The sequence below is a fragment of the Serratia sp. GW822-FHT06D09 genome, assembly GCF_058799515.1.
Genome location: NZ_JBXALO010000012.1, coordinates 1 through 17,514 on the forward strand (window position 1 = coordinate 1; position 17,514 = coordinate 17,514).

Here is a 17,514-nt window from a genome sequence, read left to right on the forward strand (position 1 = left end):
GGATACAGCATAAAAGCGGCCTGGGTGAATCTGGAGCCGTTCGCCAACCTGGCGTACATCAACTTCCAGAACAACGGCATCGCGGAAGACGGTGGGGCGGCGGCGCTGCACGGTGACAAGCAACACACCGACGCGACGGTCTCGACGCTGGGGCTGCGTGCGGACACCGAGTGGCAGGCGAGCAAAACCACTGCGGTGGCGCTGCGCAGCGAGCTGGGTTGGCAGCATCAGTACGGCGATCTGGATCGCGGTACCGGGCTGAAGTTCAACGGCGGCAGCTCACCGTTCGTGGTGAACAGCGTGTCGGCGTCGCGTGACGGTGCGGTGCTGAAAGCCAGTGCGGAAGTGGCGGTGAACAAGAACGCCACGCTGTCGCTGGGTTATGGCGGGCTGCTGTCGCAAAACTATCAGGACAACAGCGTCAACGCCGGTTTTACCTGGAAGTTCTGATCCAACACATTTCACTTTCGGGATTTAAACCCACAGGGCCAGCTTGCTGGCCCTATTTTTTTGCATGGTTTCCCCGCAGGCGGCGTGGAGCGGGAGGGTTAAGGTAAAAATAAGGCAAGAAAAAACCGAGACCCTTGCGGATCTCGGTTCAAATGCGGGTAAAACAGATTAGCGCTACGGCTCAAGTTTCGGTGAGGGTCTGTTGCATACATTCTCTCAGTACAGCAACCGAAATGAGCTTTCCCTGGTGTTATTGTGATTATTGGTGATGCGATTTCACTATTGTTATATTTTTATTGTGGTGTTGCTGTGTGTCTCTTCTGATACCATGTTTGACTATATAATGTGGTATGTCAAGCAATGTTTAGATAATACATTGTACCATATACCAGTTTTAGATCGCTTTTTTGCACGGCAAGTATGAAAACGACTGAAAAAACAGCAAAAAAAATCGAAGGAAAAAATGGATAACAATCATCAGAAATTCGATTCACAGTCGATTGCAAACCGGGTCAGGGAACTGTTTGTACATTATGGGATTGGTAAGCGGCAGCATGCCAAGGAACTCAGCCGTATTCTGGATCTGAGTTTTTCGCATGCGCATCGCAAGCTGAAAGGGCAAAGTCCCTGGACTCTGGAGCAGATTAACGACGTCGCGGCGGCATTAGGGGAAACGCCGGCTGCGATCGTAGATACCGGTGCTGAACATGACGTCTCCGCGCAAACTATTGCACGTGATGCCATCTTTTACGTGGGCGGGGTGGAATTAGCCTGCGTCGGTTATATCGGCCATGAGCTGATTGGCGGGCGGACTGCGGAATATGTCGCACTGCAGCAGGCTGGGCAATGGGGCATTTATCGCGCGGATGATGCACCGCAAGGGCAACGCTATTGTGTGGAACTGATAGAGGTTCGCCCCGCCGCCGTCGAAGACGAGCGTTTGAGCATTGCGGTGCTCGATGATTCGCATCTGGCGGCCGATGAGTTGACCAAATACCTAAACGGGCGCGGTTTCCATGCCGTGGCATTCTACGACGTCAGCAGCTTTTGTCAGGCACTGCAGCAAAGCCTGTTCGATGGTTACGTGGTCGACTGGTTGATCGGTCAGGAAACGGCAGATCGCTGTATTGAAACCATCCGCGCGTCGGATAACCCAGACGCGCCGGTTTTAGTGCTGACCGGTCAGTTGGGTACCGACCAGAGGGAGTCTGAAATCGCCAGGGCGATGCGTGACTATGACGTGCTTGGTCCCTATGAGAAACCCGTGCGGCTCCACGTTATCGAAGCCGCATTGTTGCGGTGCTTCAACCTTTAGCGGCGAGCAGTGAAGCCAGTGCGGAAGACAAGGCGTCCAGCCGAACCGGTTTCATTAAATAGTTGTCGAACAGCGCCCGCTGTTCGACAGACAGTTGCTCAGGGGTGTAGGCGCTGATGCCGATAATCGGGATATGGCGGTTGGGGCCACGTTGGTCACGCAGTTTTTTAGCCAGTGCGGCCCCATCGATTCCCGGCATTTGCAGATCCAGCAGCAACGCGTCGTAAGGACGCCGCAGCAGTTTTTGCAGCGCTCTTTCAGACGAGTTGCACAACTCATGCTGATAGCCGAGCTTGTCCAGCAGCGCCGAGAAGGCGTCACTCACCGATTTATTGTCATCGACGACCAAAATATGCTGCTGTTTCTGCGGCAAACTTTGCTGGTGGAGCGGTGTTTCACCCAACTCCTCCTCGTGACTGACTTCTACCGGAATGCTGACGATAAAGGTGCTGCCTTTTTTGATCTCGCTGTAGACGGTAATGGTGCCGTTGAGCAGCGTCACCAGCCCGTGCACAATCGCCAACCCCATGCCGACGCCGCCATACTGGCGGGTATGTGATTGATCAAGCTGGGTGAAGGGCCGGAATATCTGATCCAGCATTCCCTTTTCGATGCCAATCCCGGTGTCGGTGACCTCAATAATCAGCGAACTGCCGGTAGCCTGGCTGCGCAAGCAACTATGCAGCGTGATGGTGCCGCTTTCGGTGTATTTGAACGCATTGGTCAGCAGATTGACGATAATTTGCCGAATACGCAGCGGATCGGAATGTATCTGCAGATGGCCGCATTCCACTTCACACAGCAAAGTGACCTGATCTTTCTGGCGCAGCGTTTTGATTTCATTCGCCGTTTCTTCAACCAGCCGCTGGGCATCGAAGGGAGCGATACGCAGTTCCATCATACCGCTGTCGAGATGGGCGTAATCGGTCAGGTCTTTCATCTGACTTTCAATTTGCTGTGCGGCGGTTTCCAGCCTTTGGAAAGTGTCCGCGTGCTCGGCCGATACCTGGGTATTCACCAGCACATCAATGGCGGACATGATGCTCTGTAGCGAGGTGCGTAGCTCGTGGCCGATGGCGCCCAGAAAGGCATTTTTGGTGCGGGTGGCTTTTTCCGCCTCAATGGCCTTGGCCTGCTGGCGGATAGTCAGGCGCTGCTGACGCAGCACAATCAGCGTGATGGCGATCAGCGCGATCACTGAAAACATCACGATCACCAGACCATAGAAAATGATGTGTCGTTTCTCGATATAGTCTTCGTAGGCAGCGGTGCGCTGCTTCACTTCGGCATGATCGGTCAGGTTAGCCATCTCAATCGCATAGGGCTTGATTTGCTTCATCGCCTGCGAAATCAGAGAGAAATCAATTTTCGGGCTGTTTAGCAAATTATCAATCTGATCCATTTTCTCGCGCATGTGCGTGACCACTTCGGGATAACCCGGTTCGGCATACAGCGGCTGGGTGGATTCGGAGACCGTTTCCAGCACGTAAAAACGCGAATAAAGGATTTCAAATTTGAGCCGAAGGTCTTCGCTATCCACCTGCGGTGCGTTTTTCAACTGTTCGACCAGCGTGTCGAATTCCGCCAGCTTGATCGAGAATTTGGCGATCGACCAGGAGTAATTTTCCTGCGTGCCGGCGATAGCATACAACCCTTTTTTCGACAGGGTCGCGCTGTAGTAATACAGCGTCACCGTAGAGGCAACCAGAAACAGTGCGGCAAAGATAGCCGGGATCGCCAGCCTGCTGCCGCTTTTAAACCCTGTGAGCTTCATTTGATTACGATCCTGTCCACTTGCCAGATGAAGCGCGAGTTGTAGAGCGGAGAATTTAACTCAGGCCCGGCGGCATCCCTCGGGTAAACCAAAAACAGCGGGCCGAAGTTTCTGATCTTCAGCATGACGCCGTCCATTTTGTAAGCCAAAATCATGTTGTATTTTTCGACATCTGACAGCGGCACGTCGATGTAATAATCGTTCAGCGCATAAAATGTCAGCGTGCTGCCTTTGGCGCCGACGCGCGCCAAAATGTCCGCCACGCCAATCCCTTCGAACTTTCTTTGCGGCGTCCAGGAGGTAGAGGTGGTGATGCTGCGCACCGGCATTGCCAACAGTTGTTTATCGGTAAACAGATAGCTTTTCTTTACCGGATCGGTGGTGTTTTCGATGTTTCCCGCGACTTCCAGGGTGAAACTTAGCGCGCTGGTTTGAAGGATGGCCAGCGCAAAAAATGCCCACAGCGTGTTTTTAAACAGATTGAACAGCATCAATGTTCTCCAGAGTCGCGGATGCTTGCATGAGCCTTGCCCATATATCAGGCAAAATAATGGCAGAAAATGAAGGTTTGTGTCGAAGTAAAGGGTAAAGAGGACCAAAAGAAAAGGCCAGGGGGTTAACCTGGCCTGAGTTTTAGCGGGTGCCCAAGCTTAGCGCATGGTCACAAACTCTTCTGCGGCGGTCGGGTGGATCGCCACGGTGTTGTCGAAGTCTTTCTTGGTCGCGCCCATTTTAATGGCTACGGCAAAGCCCTGCAGGATCTCGTCCATGCCGAAACCGATGCCGTGCAGGCCGACGATTTTCTCTTCCTTGCCCACGCAGACCAGCTTCATGCGGCACGGTTGGCGGTGCTGCGTTACGGCGCTGTACATGGCGGTGAAGGAAGATTTGTACACTTTCACGTTGTCCGCACCGAATTTCTCAATCGCTTCCGGTTCGGTCAGGCCAATGGTGCCGATCGGCGGGTGGCTGAACACCACGGTGGCGATGTTGCTGTAATCCAGGTGCTCTTCCGGCTTGTTGTTGAACAGGCGTTCGGACAGGCGACGGCCTGCGGCTACGGCAACCGGAGTCAGTTCGACGGCGCCGGTGTTGTCGCCCACGGCGTAAATCCCTTTTACGTTGGTGTTTTGATATTTATCGACGTCGATGTAGCCTTTTTCGTTGGTTTTCACCCCGGTAACGGCCAGGTTCAGGTTATCGGTTGCCGGTTCGCGGCCAATCGCCCACACCAGGCTGTCGACGGTGAATTCCTTGCCGTTTTCCAACTGCAACGTCAGGCTGCCGTCGGCGTTTTTGACGATGGCTTTTGGCACGGATTCCGTGTGCAGGCTTGGCCCTTCGGTGTTCATCACTTCCACCAGGGTCTCGACAACCATCGGGTCGAAATTCCGCAGTGGCGCGTGTTTACGCACGAACAGGTGGGTTTCAGCCCCCAGCGCGTTAAGCACGCCGGCGATTTCTACTGCGATATAACCAGCACCCACCACCGCAACGCGTTTTGGCATGGCGTCCAGATCGAAGAAACCGTCTGAATCGATGCCGTATTCTGCACCCGGAATGTCAGGGTGGCTTGGACGGCCGCCGGTGGCGATCAGGATATGGTCGGCAGTGATTTTTTCACCGTTCACTTCCACCGTGTGGGCGTCGACAAAGCGCGCGAAGCCTTTGATCACGTCGACTTTGTTTTTACCCAGCACGTTGTCGTAGGAATTATGGATGCGGTCGATATAAGCGGTGCGGTTGGCGACCAGCTTCTTCCAGTCAAACGCGTTGACGGTGGTATCGAAACCGTAATCCGGGCCGTACAGGTGGATGGCCTCGGCGATTTGCGCCGCATGCCACATAACTTTTTTCGGTACACAACCCACGTTTACGCAGGTGCCGCCCAGTTCTTTGGCTTCAATCAGTGCGCATTTCTGGCCGTACATGGCTGCCCGGTTGATCGATGCGATGCCGCCGCTGCCGCCGCCAATTGCTAGATAATCGTAATGTTTGGTCATCTGGGATTTCCATGAATTGTGTGAATCGAAGAGCGTAAGAGTTTAACGCCTGATGCAGGTTTGTCGCAAAGATTGCGTCAATGGCTGTGATAGGTGGGGTAAAGGCGCGGCAGGCCGCGCCCCGGAAGCTTATTCCGGCACTACCCAGTTCACCAAATGGTGGCCATTGCCTGACGGCACCAGGGTTTTGTGCAGCCATGGCAGCACGTTTTTCATCTGCTGTTCCAGCTTCCACGGCGGGTTAATCACAATCATGCCTGAGGCGGTCATGCCGCGCTGGTCGCTGTCGGGTCTTACCGCCAGTTCGATCTGCAGAATATTGCGGATGCCGGTGGCTTCCAGGTCTTTCAGCATGCGCTTGATTTGCTGGCGCATCACCACCGGGTACCACAGCGCGTAGGTGCCGGTGGCAAAGCGCTTGTAGCCTTCCTGCAGGCCTTTAACCACGTCCTGGTAATCGGTTTTCATTTCGTACGGCGGGTCCATCAGGATCAGCCCGCGGCGCGACAGCGGCGGCAGTTGGGATTTCAACTGCTGGTAGCCATCGGCGCGTTGCACCTTGGCACGCTCGTCCTTCTGGAACTCACTGCGCAGCAACGGGAAGTCGCTCGGGTGCAGTTCGGTCAGGTGAATTTTATCCTGCGGACGCAGCAGCTGACGGGCAATCAGTGGCGAGCCAGGGTAGTAACGCAGCCTTTCGGTGCGGTTAAAGTTGTGCACTACGCTCATGTAGGCTGCCAGCTCTTGCGGCAGGTCATCACGTTGCCACAGCAGACCGATGCCTTCCAGGTATTCCCCGGTGCGCTCGGCGTGTTCACCGCTCAGCTGATAGCGACCTGCGCCGGAGTGGGTATCCAGGTACAGGAACGGCTTCTCTTTTTCTTTCAGCGATTCGATGATCAGGCTTTGAACGGTGTGCTTAAGCACGTCGGCGTGGTTGCCGGCGTGGAAACTGTGGCGGTAACTTAACATGGCTTGTGGTAATTCCTTGTGCTCCCGACGGAGCCTGCTGAACAGAATAAAGGCTTATATTCTGCACAGTATAAACTGTCTGGGCGGGAAAAAGTGAAATGCGTGACCTCAGCCCTTCAATCAAGGAGAAAGGCGATGACTAAAGCGGCCATTTTGGCTAAATACCCTGGCGCGTCTCGCTGGGCGTTCGGCGACAGCCCCATGCTGGCGGACGAGCTGTTGCAACGGGTGCTTGAGGAGCAAAAAACCGCCACCTGCTGTTCTTATCTTGCATATCGGCAAGAGCAACAGCCGATGCTCGGGGATTACAACGTCGTGCTTGACGGCCGCGGCGAACCGGCCTGCGTCATCAGGATCCTGTCATTGAAGCTGATTCGCTATTGTGACGTTACGGCCGAGATGGCGGCACAGGAAGGTGAGGGGGATAAGAGCCTGGCGTTCTGGCGGCAGGGGCACCAGGATTTTTTTACGCGTGAAGGCACGTTCTCGCCCCAGATGTGGCTGGTGTTTCAACAGTTTGAGCTGGTTGAAGTTTTACAGTGATATCGACGGGGACTCCAGGGCGTTGACCACCTGCTCACGTAACCAGCCATGGGCCGGATCCAGGTGCGAGCGTTCATGCCACACCATTACCATGTCATAGCCGGGTATTGCCAAGGGGGCCGGCCAGGTGCGCAGGTCGCCAAGCAGTTCGCCCAGCATGCGTGAAGGCAGCATCGCGACCATATCGGATCTCGCCAGCAGTGCGGGGATGAACAGGAAGTGCGGCAGTGACATCACTACACGCCGCGCTAATCCCTGCGCTTCCAACAGCGTGTCAATCAGGGTGCGAAAACCGCCGCCGTCTTGCGAAACCATCACGAACTCCAACTGACAAAACTGCTCCAGCGAAGGGGGGCTTTGCAACAACGGATGGTCACGGCGGCCTACCAGCAGGTACTCCTCGCGAAACAACTGCCGGTGGCGCAGCTCGGCGGGGGCTTCTTCCCGGGACAAAAAACCGAGGTCGATCACGCCATCCGCCAGATCGCGACTCATGTGTTTCGGCGATGCTTCGCGGATCGCCAGGCGGGATTGGGGTGCTGCCTGCCGCAGTTTGGGCAGCATCGGCAGCAGGATGGCATATTCGGCGGCGTCGGCGGCGGCCAGTTGCCAGGTCATTTCAGCCAGCAGCGGATCAAAGGGGTGTTCCGGCGCCAGCAGGCGGCCGAGGTCGGCCAGCGTCTGGCGCAGAGGCGTCAACAGGCTTAGCGCGCGCGCCGTGGGCAACATCCCTCGCGGGCCGGGCAGCAGCAGGGGATCATGGTAAATCTCGCGCAGTTTGGCCAGTTGAATGCTGACCGACGGCTGACTCAGATTGAGGCGTGCCGCCGCCCGCGTCACGTTGCGTTCGCTGAGCAGCGCTTCCAGCGTGACCAGCAAGTTGAGATCGACCCGCTTTAAATTGTTGATAACTATTCCTCGTATTAAATCTATCAATTTCAACTATAGCGCCAATCCTCCTACCGTGGAACGGACGTCGGAAAAGCCGGCGAAACCATAACGGATGAAGGAAGAGACGATGAAACTGAGCGAGTACGTTAGCTACGACGCGCTGGGGTTGGCAGCATTGGTACAGGCGGGTGAAGTCAGTGCGCAAGAGCTGCAGCAAACGGCGAGGGCTGCGGTTGAGGCGGTAAACCCGGCGATCAACGCGGTGGTGGAGCATTGGCCACAACCTCAGTGGGAGAGGCGCGGCCCGCTGTCAGGCGTTCCCTTTCTGATCAAGGATATCGCCATCAGCATGGCCGGCAAGCGTCTTGAATTGGGGAGCCGGTTGGCGCAGGGGCAGATTGCCGCGGAAGACAGTTATCTGATGCGCAATATCCATCGCGCGGGGCTGGTGACCTTTGGCCGAACCACCACGCCGGAGATGGCGTTCAGTACCACCACCGAAGCGGTGCTTTACGGTGCTACGCGCAATCCCTGGAACCTTGATTTCAGCGCGGGCGGTTCCAGCGGCGGTGCTGGCGCGGCGGTTGCTGCCGGGGTCGTGCCTATGGCGCATGCCACTGATGCTGCAGGCTCTATTCGCGTGCCTGCTTCGTCCAATGGGTTGTTCGGCCTTAAACCGACGCGCGGCCGGGTATCACATGGTCCGGCGATGGATGAAGTGTTCAACGGCTTTGGCGTTCAATTGGGGCTGAGTCGCACGGTACGCGACAGTGCCGCTTTACTGGATGCGCTACAACATCCCCATCCCGGCGAACCTTATTACACGGCACCGCAGCCAGAAAGCTGGCTGTCACAGGTCACCCGCGAGCCTGGTCGGTTGCGTATTGGCATGATGACTCAGGCGTGGAATGGCGGGAAAACTGCACCGCAAATCGTTCAGGCCACCAACGACACCGCAGTGCTGCTGAGCGAGCTGGGCCATCAGGTCACTGAGGCGGAGATGCCGATCGGCGTCAGCTGGCAGGAACTGGTATTCGCCAATGCGCAGATCTGGTGCGCCAATCTGGTCGGTTGGGTTGAGGGGTTGAGCCAAACCACCGGACGCGCGATTTCAACCGACATGCTGGAGCCGGAAACGCTGGCCTGTTACCGCTACGGGTTGGCCGCCAGGGCGGTGGATATGGTTGCGGCGCTTGAGGTGCGTAACCGGGTGACTCGTGCCGTGGGCACCTATTTCCAGCAGTACGATCTGTTGTTGACCCCGACCATGCCTGACTTGCCCTGGCGCATTGGTCGCTACGGTACCGGAACGGCGGATATGAGTGGCCTGGAGTGGACCGCGCATTTATTCGATCATTCACCGTTCACGCCGGTGTTTAATGTGGCAGGCGTGCCGGCGATGTCGGTGCCGCTGGCGCATGATGCGCAGCACAATCTGCCGATAGGCATGCAATTTGTTGCCGGTTTTGGCCGCGAAGATCAACTGCTGCGGTTGGCAGGGCAGCTGGAACGGGCAGCGCCGTGGCATCAACGGCGTCCGGCCGTTTGGGCGGGAAATGCAGGGGAATAGCAGTCAAAAGGCAAAATATCCGCTATGTTGCTGAAAGGCTTTTTGCGGCGGGCTCTTGGCTCGCCATCCCATTCAGGAGGAGACGATGAGCTGCATCTTTTGCGAAATGGTGGCGGGCAGAGTGCCGTGCCATAAAATTTGGGAAGACGAGAGTCATATGGCGTTCCTTTCCATTTATCCGAATACCGAGGGTTTCAGCGTAGTGATCCCCAAGGCGCACTATGAGAGCTATGCCTTTGCGTTGCCGGACGAGGTACTCAGCGAGCTGATGTTGGCGACCAAGCGGGTAGCGCAGTTGCTCGACCGGGCGTTTGACGACGTGGGCCGCTGCGGCATGGTGTTCGAAGGTTTTGGCGTCGACCATGTGCATGCCAAGCTGATCCCGATGCACGGTACCGCTGCGCTGGAACAGTGGCAGCCTATCGAATCGACCTCGGCGAAATTCTTCGACCGCTATGAGGGTTACCTTTCGTCCCACGACGCGGCGCGCGCTGACGACGAGCATCTGGCCGTGCTGGCCGCGAAGATCCGTCAGAGTGCGGTTTAAGGCACTATCTATCAACGCCGGGCCATTGATTTTCCTGCCGCTTGGCACCATGTTAGATATTCATACGCATTTTAAGGCCTGCCCGTCGTGGCGGGCCCCAACGCTAATCAGGACTGCCCTATGACAAATCCGTTGCTGACTCCGTTTTCCCTGCCGCCGTTTTCCGCCATTCGCCCAGAAGATATCGTGCCTGCGGTGCAATCCGCCTTGGACGACTGTCGCGCTGCGGTAGAGCGCGTTGTCGCGCAACCGGGGCCATTTACCTGGGATAACCTGTGTCAGCCGCTGGCGGAGTCTGACGATCGCCTGTCGCGCATCTGGTCACCGGTCGGCCATCTGAACTCGGTGAAAAACAGCCCGGAACTGCGTGCTGCCTATGAGCAGGCGCTGCCGTTGCTGTCTGAGTACGGTACCTGGGTAGGGCAACACGAAGGGCTATACCAGGCTTATCGTAGCCTGAAAGAAGGCGAAGCCTTCAATCAACTGACGGTACCGCAGCGCAAGTCGGTAGAAAACGCGCTGCGTGATTTCGAACTGTCGGGCATTGGCCTGTCGCCGGAAAAACAGCGTCGTTACGGCGAGATCGTCGCACGCCTTTCCGAACTGGGTTCCACTTACAGCAACAACGTGCTCGACGCCACCATGGGCTGGAGCAAGTTGATCACCGATCAAGCCGAACTGAGCGGCCTGCCGGAAAGCGCGCTGGCTCAGGCTCAGGCGATGGCACAGGCCAAAGAGCAGGAAGGCTGGTTGCTGACGCTGGATATGCCAAGCTATCTGCCGGTGCTGACCTATGGCGATAACCGCGCGCTGCGTGAAGAAATGTATCGTGCCTTCGCTACCCGCGCCTCCGATCAGGGGCCAAATGCCGGCAAATGGGACAACAGTGAAGTGATGGCGGAAACGCTGGCGTTGCGTCACGAACTGGCCCAGTTGCTGGGCTTTGACAGCTACGCCGACAAGTCGCTGGCGACCAAAATGGCGGAAAACCCGGAGCAGGTACTGGGTTTCCTGAGTGATTTGGCCAAACGCGCCCGTCCGCAGGCCGAGCAGGAACTGGCGCAGCTGCGTGCCTTTGCCAAACAGCATTACGGTGTGGATGAGCTGGAAGCCTGGGACATCACCTATTACGGCGAAAAACAAAAACAGCACCTGTTCTCGATCAGCGACGAGCAACTGCGCCCCTACTTCCCGGAACAACGTGTGGTACAAGGCCTGTTCGAAGTGGTGAAACGCATTTATGGCATCACTGCCAAAGAGCGTAAGGATGTGGATACCTGGCATCCAGAAGTGCGCTTCTTTGATCTGTTCGACGCTAACGGTGAGCTGCGCGGCAGCTTCTACCTCGACCTGTATGCCCGCGAAAACAAGCGCGGCGGGGCCTGGATGGATGACTGTGTCGGTAGCCTGCGCAAGGCCAACGGCGAGCTGCAAAAACCGGTTGCCTATCTGACCTGTAACTTCAACCGTCCGCTGGGCGACAAGCCGGCGCTGTTCACCCATAACGAAGTGACCACGCTGTTCCACGAGTTCGGCCACGGTCTGCACCATATGCTGACCCAAATCGACACCGCCGGTGTTTCCGGTATTAGCGGTGTGCCATGGGATGCGGTCGAACTGCCGAGCCAGTTTATGGAAAACTGGTGCTGGGAGCCGGAAGCGCTGGCGTTTATCTCCGGCCATTATCAAAGCGGTGAGCCGCTGCCGAAGGAGATGCTGGACAAGTTGCTGGCCGCCAAAAACTACCAGGCTGCGCTGTTCATCCTGCGTCAGTTGGAGTTTGGCCTGTTCGACTTCCGCATGCACGCCGAATACAGCCCTGAGAAAGGTGCGCAGATCCTGCCGACGTTGGCAGAAGTGAAAAAAATGGTGGCGGTTGTGCCTTCTCCAAGCTGGGGCCGTTTCCCGCACGCTTTCAGCCACATCTTTGCCGGCGGTTACGCGGCGGGTTACTACAGCTACCTGTGGGCAGAAGTGTTGTCGGCAGATGCCTATTCGCGCTTTGAAGAAGAGGGGATTTTCAACGCCGAAACCGGTAAATCCTTCCTCGACAACATCCTGTCGCGTGGCGGTTCCGAAGAGCCGATGGAACTGTTCAAACGCTTCCGTGGCCGTGAGCCGCAGCTGGATGCTATGCTGCGCCATTACGGCATTAAAGGATAACCCCACCGGTGAGCGTGTGTTTATTGTGTGAAGAAGGCGCCGATCCCGGCGCCTTGTCTATTCTGGCGGAACGCTGGCAGTTGGTTTCGGACGACGACGCGACGATGGCGCTGGTGCTGACGCCGGAACGTCTGGAGTTGCGTAAGCGTGACGAACCCAAGCTGGGGGCGATCTACGTCGATTTCATTTCCGGCACTATGGCGCACCGACGCCGCTTTGGCGGCGGGCGTGGCGAAGCGGTGGCGAAAGCAGTCGGCATCAAGGGCAGCTATCGGCCAAACGTGGTGGATGCTACGGCAGGGCTGGGGCGCGATGCCTTTGTACTGGCCTCGCTGGGCTGCCGGGTAAGGATGCTGGAGCGTAATCCGGTGGTGGCTGCCTTGCTGGACGATGGACTGCAACGCGGCTATCAGGATGCGGAAATCGGCCCATGGCTGCGCGAGCGCATGACTCTGCTGCATGCCTCCAGTCTGACGGCGTTAGCCGAGCTCGATTCACCCCCCGAGGTGGTGTACCTGGATCCCATGTACCCGCACAAGCAGAAAAGCGCGCTGGTGAAGAAAGAGATGCGGGTGTTCCAGTCGCTGGTGGGCAGCGACGACGATGCCGATGGTCTGCTGGAGCCGGCACGCCGTCTGGCGACCAAGCGCGTGGTGGTTAAACGGCCGGATTATGCTCCACCATTGGCTAACGTGCCCGCGCATGCGGCCTCGACCACCAAAAGTCACCGTTTCGATATTTATATGCCCTATCCCCTTCATACTTGAGGCTGTATCTGTGTTGGCTGCATTACTCGGCCCGTCCATGGGCCTCGCCCCGTAACGGGGCCAACGCAAACGTTGTTCAAATCTGTTCCCGACAGATTTGTTGTGCGCCCCAGTCACTTACTTGAGTAAGCTCCTGGGGACTGACAAACTTGCCGCCTTGATACAACGCCAATTATTTAGGGCATAGAGGGCGAAATAGGGAGGTATTCATTGATCCACCTCCCAATTTTATTTTTTACCTTGCAAAGATACTGGCAAGCTTGTGTTCCAGATCGCATGATTCCTGTTCGTTCCCCTCCCTATAATTAGATGATAATGAAGAAAACACTCCTTGCTGTTTTGCTTTGCCTGGGTACCTCTGCAATGGCTTCTGAACCAGTCAATATCACCATCCTCGGCACGTCCGATCTGCACGGTACCTTTGTGCCCTGGGATTATTCGACCGACACCGAAAACCTGGCCGGCAGCCTGAGCCAAATCGCCACTCAGGTGCAACAGGTACGCGCGAAGCAGCCCAACGTGATCCTGGTCGATGCCGGCGACACCATCCAGGGCAACTTTGTCGAGACTTTTAAAAACGACAAAACCAGCCCGATGATCCTCGGGTTTAACGCGCTGGACTATGACGTCTGGGTGATGGGTAACCATGAATTCGATTTCGGCCTCAAACCGCTTTCCACCTCACTGAACCAGTTCAAGGGCACGGCATTGGCCGGCAATATTCTGTGGGAGAGCGGCAAACCCTACCTGCCGGCGTATAAAATCATTGAACGTCAGGGAGTGAAAATCGGCATTATTGGCATGGATACGCCGATGACCGCAGAGTTCGCCAAAGGCACCGACCGGGTGAAAGGGCTGAATTTTACCGATCCGGTACAGGCGGTGAAGCAGGTCATTCAGCAAATTCAGGGTGAAGTGGACGCTATCGTGCTGGTGGCGCACATGGGCATCGACAACGAGAACCAGCGCCCTGGTACCGGCGTTGGCGATATCGCTCGTGCGAACCCGGAACTGGCGGCGATCGTCGCCGGGCACATGCACGTAAAAGTCGATAAAGAAGTGATTAACGGCGTGATCGTTACCGAACCGGACAAATATGGCCGTGCGCTGTCGCGCATCGATTTGCAGTTTGAGCAGCACAACGGCAAGTACGTGCTGATCAACAAAGACAGCTATACCTATCCAATCAAAGGCATTGCGTCGGATAAAAAGCTGGAAGAGATTTATCAGCCTTATCACAAGATTTTGCGCGCCAACGCCAACCGGCCTATTGCCCAGCTCAGCGGCCAGGATCTGGTGCCGCCGGATGCGGTGAAGGGGATCCCGCAGGTACACGTGCAGGATACCGGCATCAGCAAACTGTATCAGGAAGCCAGCCGTTACTATGCGCCACAGGCGCAGGTGATCGCGCTGCAGATTGATAATGACCGGCCGAAATTAAACGTCGGCACCATCACGGCCAAAGATATCGCCTTCAATTATCAATATGCCGGCGGCGAGATCACCGTGTACCAACTCAGTGGCAAAGAGCTGAAGAAGTACATGGAATGGTCGGCGGGCTACTTCAATCAGCTGCAGGACGGCGATGTGACCTACAGCTTCAACCCGCAGCGCCGCGCGTCCAAGTATTCCACCAATGATTTCTTCGATGGCGTGACCTATAAAATCGACCTGCGCCAACCGGTCGGGCAGCGCATCCGTGATTTGCGCATGGCCGACGGCACGCCGGTGACTGACAGCACGCCGATCCGTCTGGGCATGAACAGCTATCGCATGGGGCACCTGACGCAAAAAGGCGGCGCGCTGGAAGGCATGCAGTTCCCGGTATTGTCGGACAGCAAGGCTGAATATGGCGAAGAGGCCGGAACCATCCGCAACCTGACTATCCGTTATCTGACCGAAGTGAAAAAAGGCCAGTATCAGGGACAGGCGGTGCAGCGCTGGCAGTTGGTTGGGTTGGAAGGCTACGAACGTGAGCGTAAAATCGTCGAAAAACTGCTGAACGACGGCAAAATCAGCGTACCTACCAGTGAAGATGGGCGTTACGGCAATGTCGCGTCGTTCAACGTGAAGCCACTGCTGATCGGCGAGCCGAAGGCCCGTCAGCAGCAACAGGCGGCATTGAAGGCAGAATTGGCCGCCGCCAGCGATCCGGTGGCGAAAAAACGCCTGAGCGATCGGTTAGTGATTCTCGAGGCGATTAACAAAGCCTGATAGAGATAATGGGCTCGGCGTAGGTATGCTGAGCCCTACCAACAACACCCGTGGATTACTTCCCCTGCAGCAAGCGCTTGCCGACGTCACCGCCTGGGTGTACCGCCAGCAACGTTTCTTTGTCGTAGCCACTGCGTTCCATCAGGCAGGCACAGGCCGCGTCGAAGATTGCCAATACCAGCACGATAGACGTCGTTGCCAGCATATTCAGTGGATCTATCTCATTTTCTACCCCGGTGCGGATCACCAACCGTGCTGCTTTGGCGATCGCCGAATCCGGATTTTCCGTCACGCCGATCAGCGGCACACCCTTGGCCTGCAGCGTTGGCAGCAGGCGGGTCAATTCGTCGGAATTTCCACCGCGCGAAATCAGAATCATCAAATCATCGCTGCGCAAAAAGCCCAGATCGCCGTGTGCTGCATCGGTGGCGTTCAGGTAGATGGCTGGCCGTTCCACGCAGGCCAGCATATGGGCTATCTTGCGTGCCGCAATACCGGAAGTCCCGACGCCGGTGACCACGATTTTCCCCCGGCACTCGGCCAATGCCGTCAGCAACCGTTGCCAGCTTTGTGCGTCGATGCGCTGGCTCAGCTGTGCCAGTTCCCGGCTGTAGATTGCCCAGGCTTCAGTGGCCCGCTGCCATTCCTGCTGCATCAGGCTTCCTCCTGCATCAGTTGGCGGTATTTCATGTGGTCGTTATACAGCTCATGGAACACGCGGTATTTACGGTCGTAATAGCGTTTGATTTTGTTGGTCTGTGGCGTCACGGTTTTACCGATGCGACTCATGGCGCTCATGGCTTCCGGCAGCGTGTCGTATACCCCGGCCGCCACCGTGCCCATCATCGCTCCCCCCAACAGCATCGCCTCGCTCTCTTCCGGTAACAGCATGGCGCAGCCGGTGGCATTGGCATGTTCCTGCACGAAAATCGGGTTTTTGGTACCGCCGCCGCTGGCCATGATGGTGTCGATGCTGTAGCCACTTTGGTTCATGGTTTCAATAATATGGCGGGTACCCAGCGCAATCGCCTGGATGGTTGCCAGATAATGCAAGGCCATATCTTCCGGGGTACGCGACAGCTTCAGCCCGGTCAGAGTACCGGTCAGCGTCGGGTTGGCACGTGGTGAACGGTTGCCGTGGAAATACGGCAACATATGAATATCCTGGGTGAGGAAGGCAATCTCCTCCGGCTCACCTGCCATGCGGCGCAGCAGGGCATTCAGCACTTCATAAATCGTCTGTCCCTGGGTTTTTGCCTGTGCCAGCAGCTCCGGGTAACAAGGGTGCGACTGGATCACGTGGTCAATCAGCGCACCGGTGGCGGACTGGCCGCCCTCGTTCAGCCAGTATTCCGGCAGGATCGCCGAGTAATATGGCCCCCATACGCCGCCAATAAAACGTGCGGTACGGGACATCGCCATATGGCCGGTGGAAGTACCGCCAATCAGTGCAACGCGGCGGTTAAAATCTGCCACTTCACCGGAAACCCCGGTAGCGCCAAGCGTGCCGAGCGTCCCGGCGTGGGCGTCAATGATCGAGACGCTGACCGCCGTGCCGGCAATCAGGCCCATTTCACTGGCGGCACGCTGGGTGAGGCCGTGGCCGAGCGGTTCGCCCATCATTTTGACGTCGCTGCCGATCTTGGCGGCATCGTGCTCCAGCACGTCTTCCAATCCAATCTGTTTGAAATAGCTTTTGTCCCAGCGCTGTTCATGGCCGAGATAGGTCCATTTGCACACCGTCGAACACAGTGAACGGGTGGCGTCCTGGGTGGCCCGCCAGGTGAGGAAGTCCGGCAGGTCAAACAGGTAACCGGCATTGGCCCAGGTGGTCGGCATATGCTGTTTCAACCACAGCATTTTAGGGGTCTGCATTTCCGGCGAAATGATGCCGCCGACGAAATCCAGCACCCGGTGTTTGGTGGCGTTGATGCGTTCGGCCTGGGTGATGGCCCGGTGATCCATCCACACGATGATGTTCTGCTCGGTGCGGCCGGACGGGCTGACGGTCAGCGGTTGGCCCTCTTTGTCCAACACCACCAGAGAACAGGTGGCGTCAAAACCCAGTCCTTTAACCTGAATCGGGTTGATGTCGGCCTGGTTGACCGCATCGCGCACCGCGTTGCACACCGCCTGCCAGATATTGTCCGAAGACTGCTCAACGAAGTCCGCTTTCGGACGATACAGGTCGATGGTTCGGCTGGCCTGCCCGACCATGTGACCGTTGAGATCGAATACCCCTGCGCGCGCACTTCCGGTGCCTACATCTACGCCAATAAAATAGCTCGCCATTGTTTTTCTCCAG

At 56.8% G+C, this 17,514-nt stretch carries 15 protein-coding genes; 8 read left to right on the plus strand and 7 right to left on the minus strand.

The window, feature by feature from the left end:
* Positions 1-450, plus strand: a 450-nt coding sequence (locus AC1RKG_RS21740; RefSeq protein WP_493183708.1) for an autotransporter outer membrane beta-barrel domain-containing protein, incomplete at its 5' end; no start/stop codon positions are given.
* A 463-nt stretch (positions 451-913) separates the two neighbouring features.
* A complete protein-coding gene (locus tag AC1RKG_RS21745; protein WP_044554851.1) occupies positions 914-1,765 on the plus strand; it encodes a helix-turn-helix domain-containing protein in 852 nt (283 codons plus the stop codon).
* Here the strand turns inward: AC1RKG_RS21745 and AC1RKG_RS21750 are convergent.
* From AC1RKG_RS21750 to AC1RKG_RS21765, 4 genes are all read right to left on the minus strand, one after another.
* Entirely contained in the window at positions 1,755-3,539 is a 1,785-nt protein-coding gene (locus tag AC1RKG_RS21750) for an ATP-binding response regulator (RefSeq protein ID WP_020837459.1), read from the minus strand. The genes AC1RKG_RS21745 and AC1RKG_RS21750 overlap by 11 nt on opposite strands.
* Positions 3,536-4,030 carry a putative pterin-binding protein gene (locus AC1RKG_RS21755; protein WP_020837458.1) on the minus strand — a complete coding sequence of 165 codons (495 nt, stop codon included), beginning with the start codon at positions 4,028-4,030 and terminating at the stop codon, positions 3,536-3,538. The genes AC1RKG_RS21750 and AC1RKG_RS21755 overlap by 4 nt, the downstream gene beginning before the upstream one ends.
* Before the next feature lie 159 nt (positions 4,031-4,189).
* The gene (gorA, locus tag AC1RKG_RS21760) at positions 4,190-5,542 is read right to left on the minus strand and encodes a glutathione-disulfide reductase (RefSeq protein ID WP_493183709.1); all 1,353 of its coding nucleotides are present in this window, start codon (positions 5,540-5,542) and stop codon (positions 4,190-4,192) included.
* Positions 5,543-5,671: 129 nt separating this feature from the next.
* Positions 5,672-6,514: a 23S rRNA (adenine(2030)-N(6))-methyltransferase RlmJ gene (locus AC1RKG_RS21765; protein ID WP_020837454.1), complete on the minus strand. Its 843-nt coding sequence runs from the start codon at positions 6,512-6,514 to the stop codon at positions 5,672-5,674.
* A gap of 135 nt (positions 6,515-6,649) precedes the next feature.
* Between AC1RKG_RS21765 and AC1RKG_RS21770 the strand changes: the two genes are divergently transcribed.
* Positions 6,650-7,057 carry an ASCH domain-containing protein gene (locus tag AC1RKG_RS21770; RefSeq protein ID WP_130016914.1) on the plus strand — a complete coding sequence of 136 codons (408 nt, stop codon included), beginning with the start codon at positions 6,650-6,652 and terminating at the stop codon, positions 7,055-7,057.
* On the opposite strand, the gene AC1RKG_RS21775 is transcribed toward AC1RKG_RS21770, so the two are convergent.
* Positions 7,049-7,966, minus strand: a complete 918-nt coding sequence (locus AC1RKG_RS21775; protein WP_165366311.1) for a LysR family transcriptional regulator — start codon at positions 7,964-7,966, stop codon at positions 7,049-7,051. The two genes, AC1RKG_RS21770 and AC1RKG_RS21775, sit on opposite strands and share 9 nt — an antisense overlap.
* Before the next feature lie 109 nt (positions 7,967-8,075).
* On the opposite strand from AC1RKG_RS21775, the gene AC1RKG_RS21780 reads away from it, so the two are divergent.
* From AC1RKG_RS21780 to AC1RKG_RS21800, 5 genes are all read left to right on the plus strand, one after another.
* Positions 8,076-9,518, plus strand: coding sequence for an amidase (locus tag AC1RKG_RS21780; RefSeq protein WP_493183710.1), 1,443 nt, complete (start codon positions 8,076-8,078; stop codon positions 9,516-9,518).
* Positions 9,519-9,603: 85 nt separating this feature from the next.
* Positions 9,604-10,065, plus strand: coding sequence for an HIT family protein (locus AC1RKG_RS21785; RefSeq protein WP_046374935.1), 462 nt, complete (start codon positions 9,604-9,606; stop codon positions 10,063-10,065).
* 120 nt (positions 10,066-10,185) lie between these two features.
* Entirely contained in the window at positions 10,186-12,228 is a 2,043-nt protein-coding gene (gene prlC, locus AC1RKG_RS21790) for an oligopeptidase A (protein ID WP_046374936.1), read from the plus strand.
* Positions 12,229-12,236: 8 nt separating this feature from the next.
* A complete protein-coding gene (gene rsmJ / locus AC1RKG_RS21795; RefSeq protein WP_046374937.1) occupies positions 12,237-12,995 on the plus strand; it encodes a 16S rRNA (guanine(1516)-N(2))-methyltransferase RsmJ in 759 nt (252 codons plus the stop codon).
* Between the two features lie 315 nt (positions 12,996-13,310).
* Positions 13,311-15,209 carry a bifunctional metallophosphatase/5'-nucleotidase gene (locus AC1RKG_RS21800; protein ID WP_262259545.1) on the plus strand — a complete coding sequence of 633 codons (1,899 nt, stop codon included), beginning with the start codon at positions 13,311-13,313 and terminating at the stop codon, positions 15,207-15,209.
* 55 nt (positions 15,210-15,264) lie between these two features.
* On the opposite strand, the gene AC1RKG_RS21805 is transcribed toward AC1RKG_RS21800, so the two are convergent.
* Together AC1RKG_RS21805 and AC1RKG_RS21810 are read right to left on the minus strand one after the other, a co-directional pair.
* Positions 15,265-15,864, minus strand: coding sequence for a KpsF/GutQ family sugar-phosphate isomerase (locus tag AC1RKG_RS21805; RefSeq protein ID WP_020837445.1), 600 nt, complete (start codon positions 15,862-15,864; stop codon positions 15,265-15,267).
* A complete protein-coding gene (locus tag AC1RKG_RS21810; protein WP_020837444.1) occupies positions 15,864-17,501 on the minus strand; it encodes an FGGY-family carbohydrate kinase in 1,638 nt (545 codons plus the stop codon). The genes AC1RKG_RS21805 and AC1RKG_RS21810 overlap by 1 nt, the downstream gene beginning before the upstream one ends.
* Between the last annotated feature and the right edge of the window lie 13 nt (positions 17,502-17,514).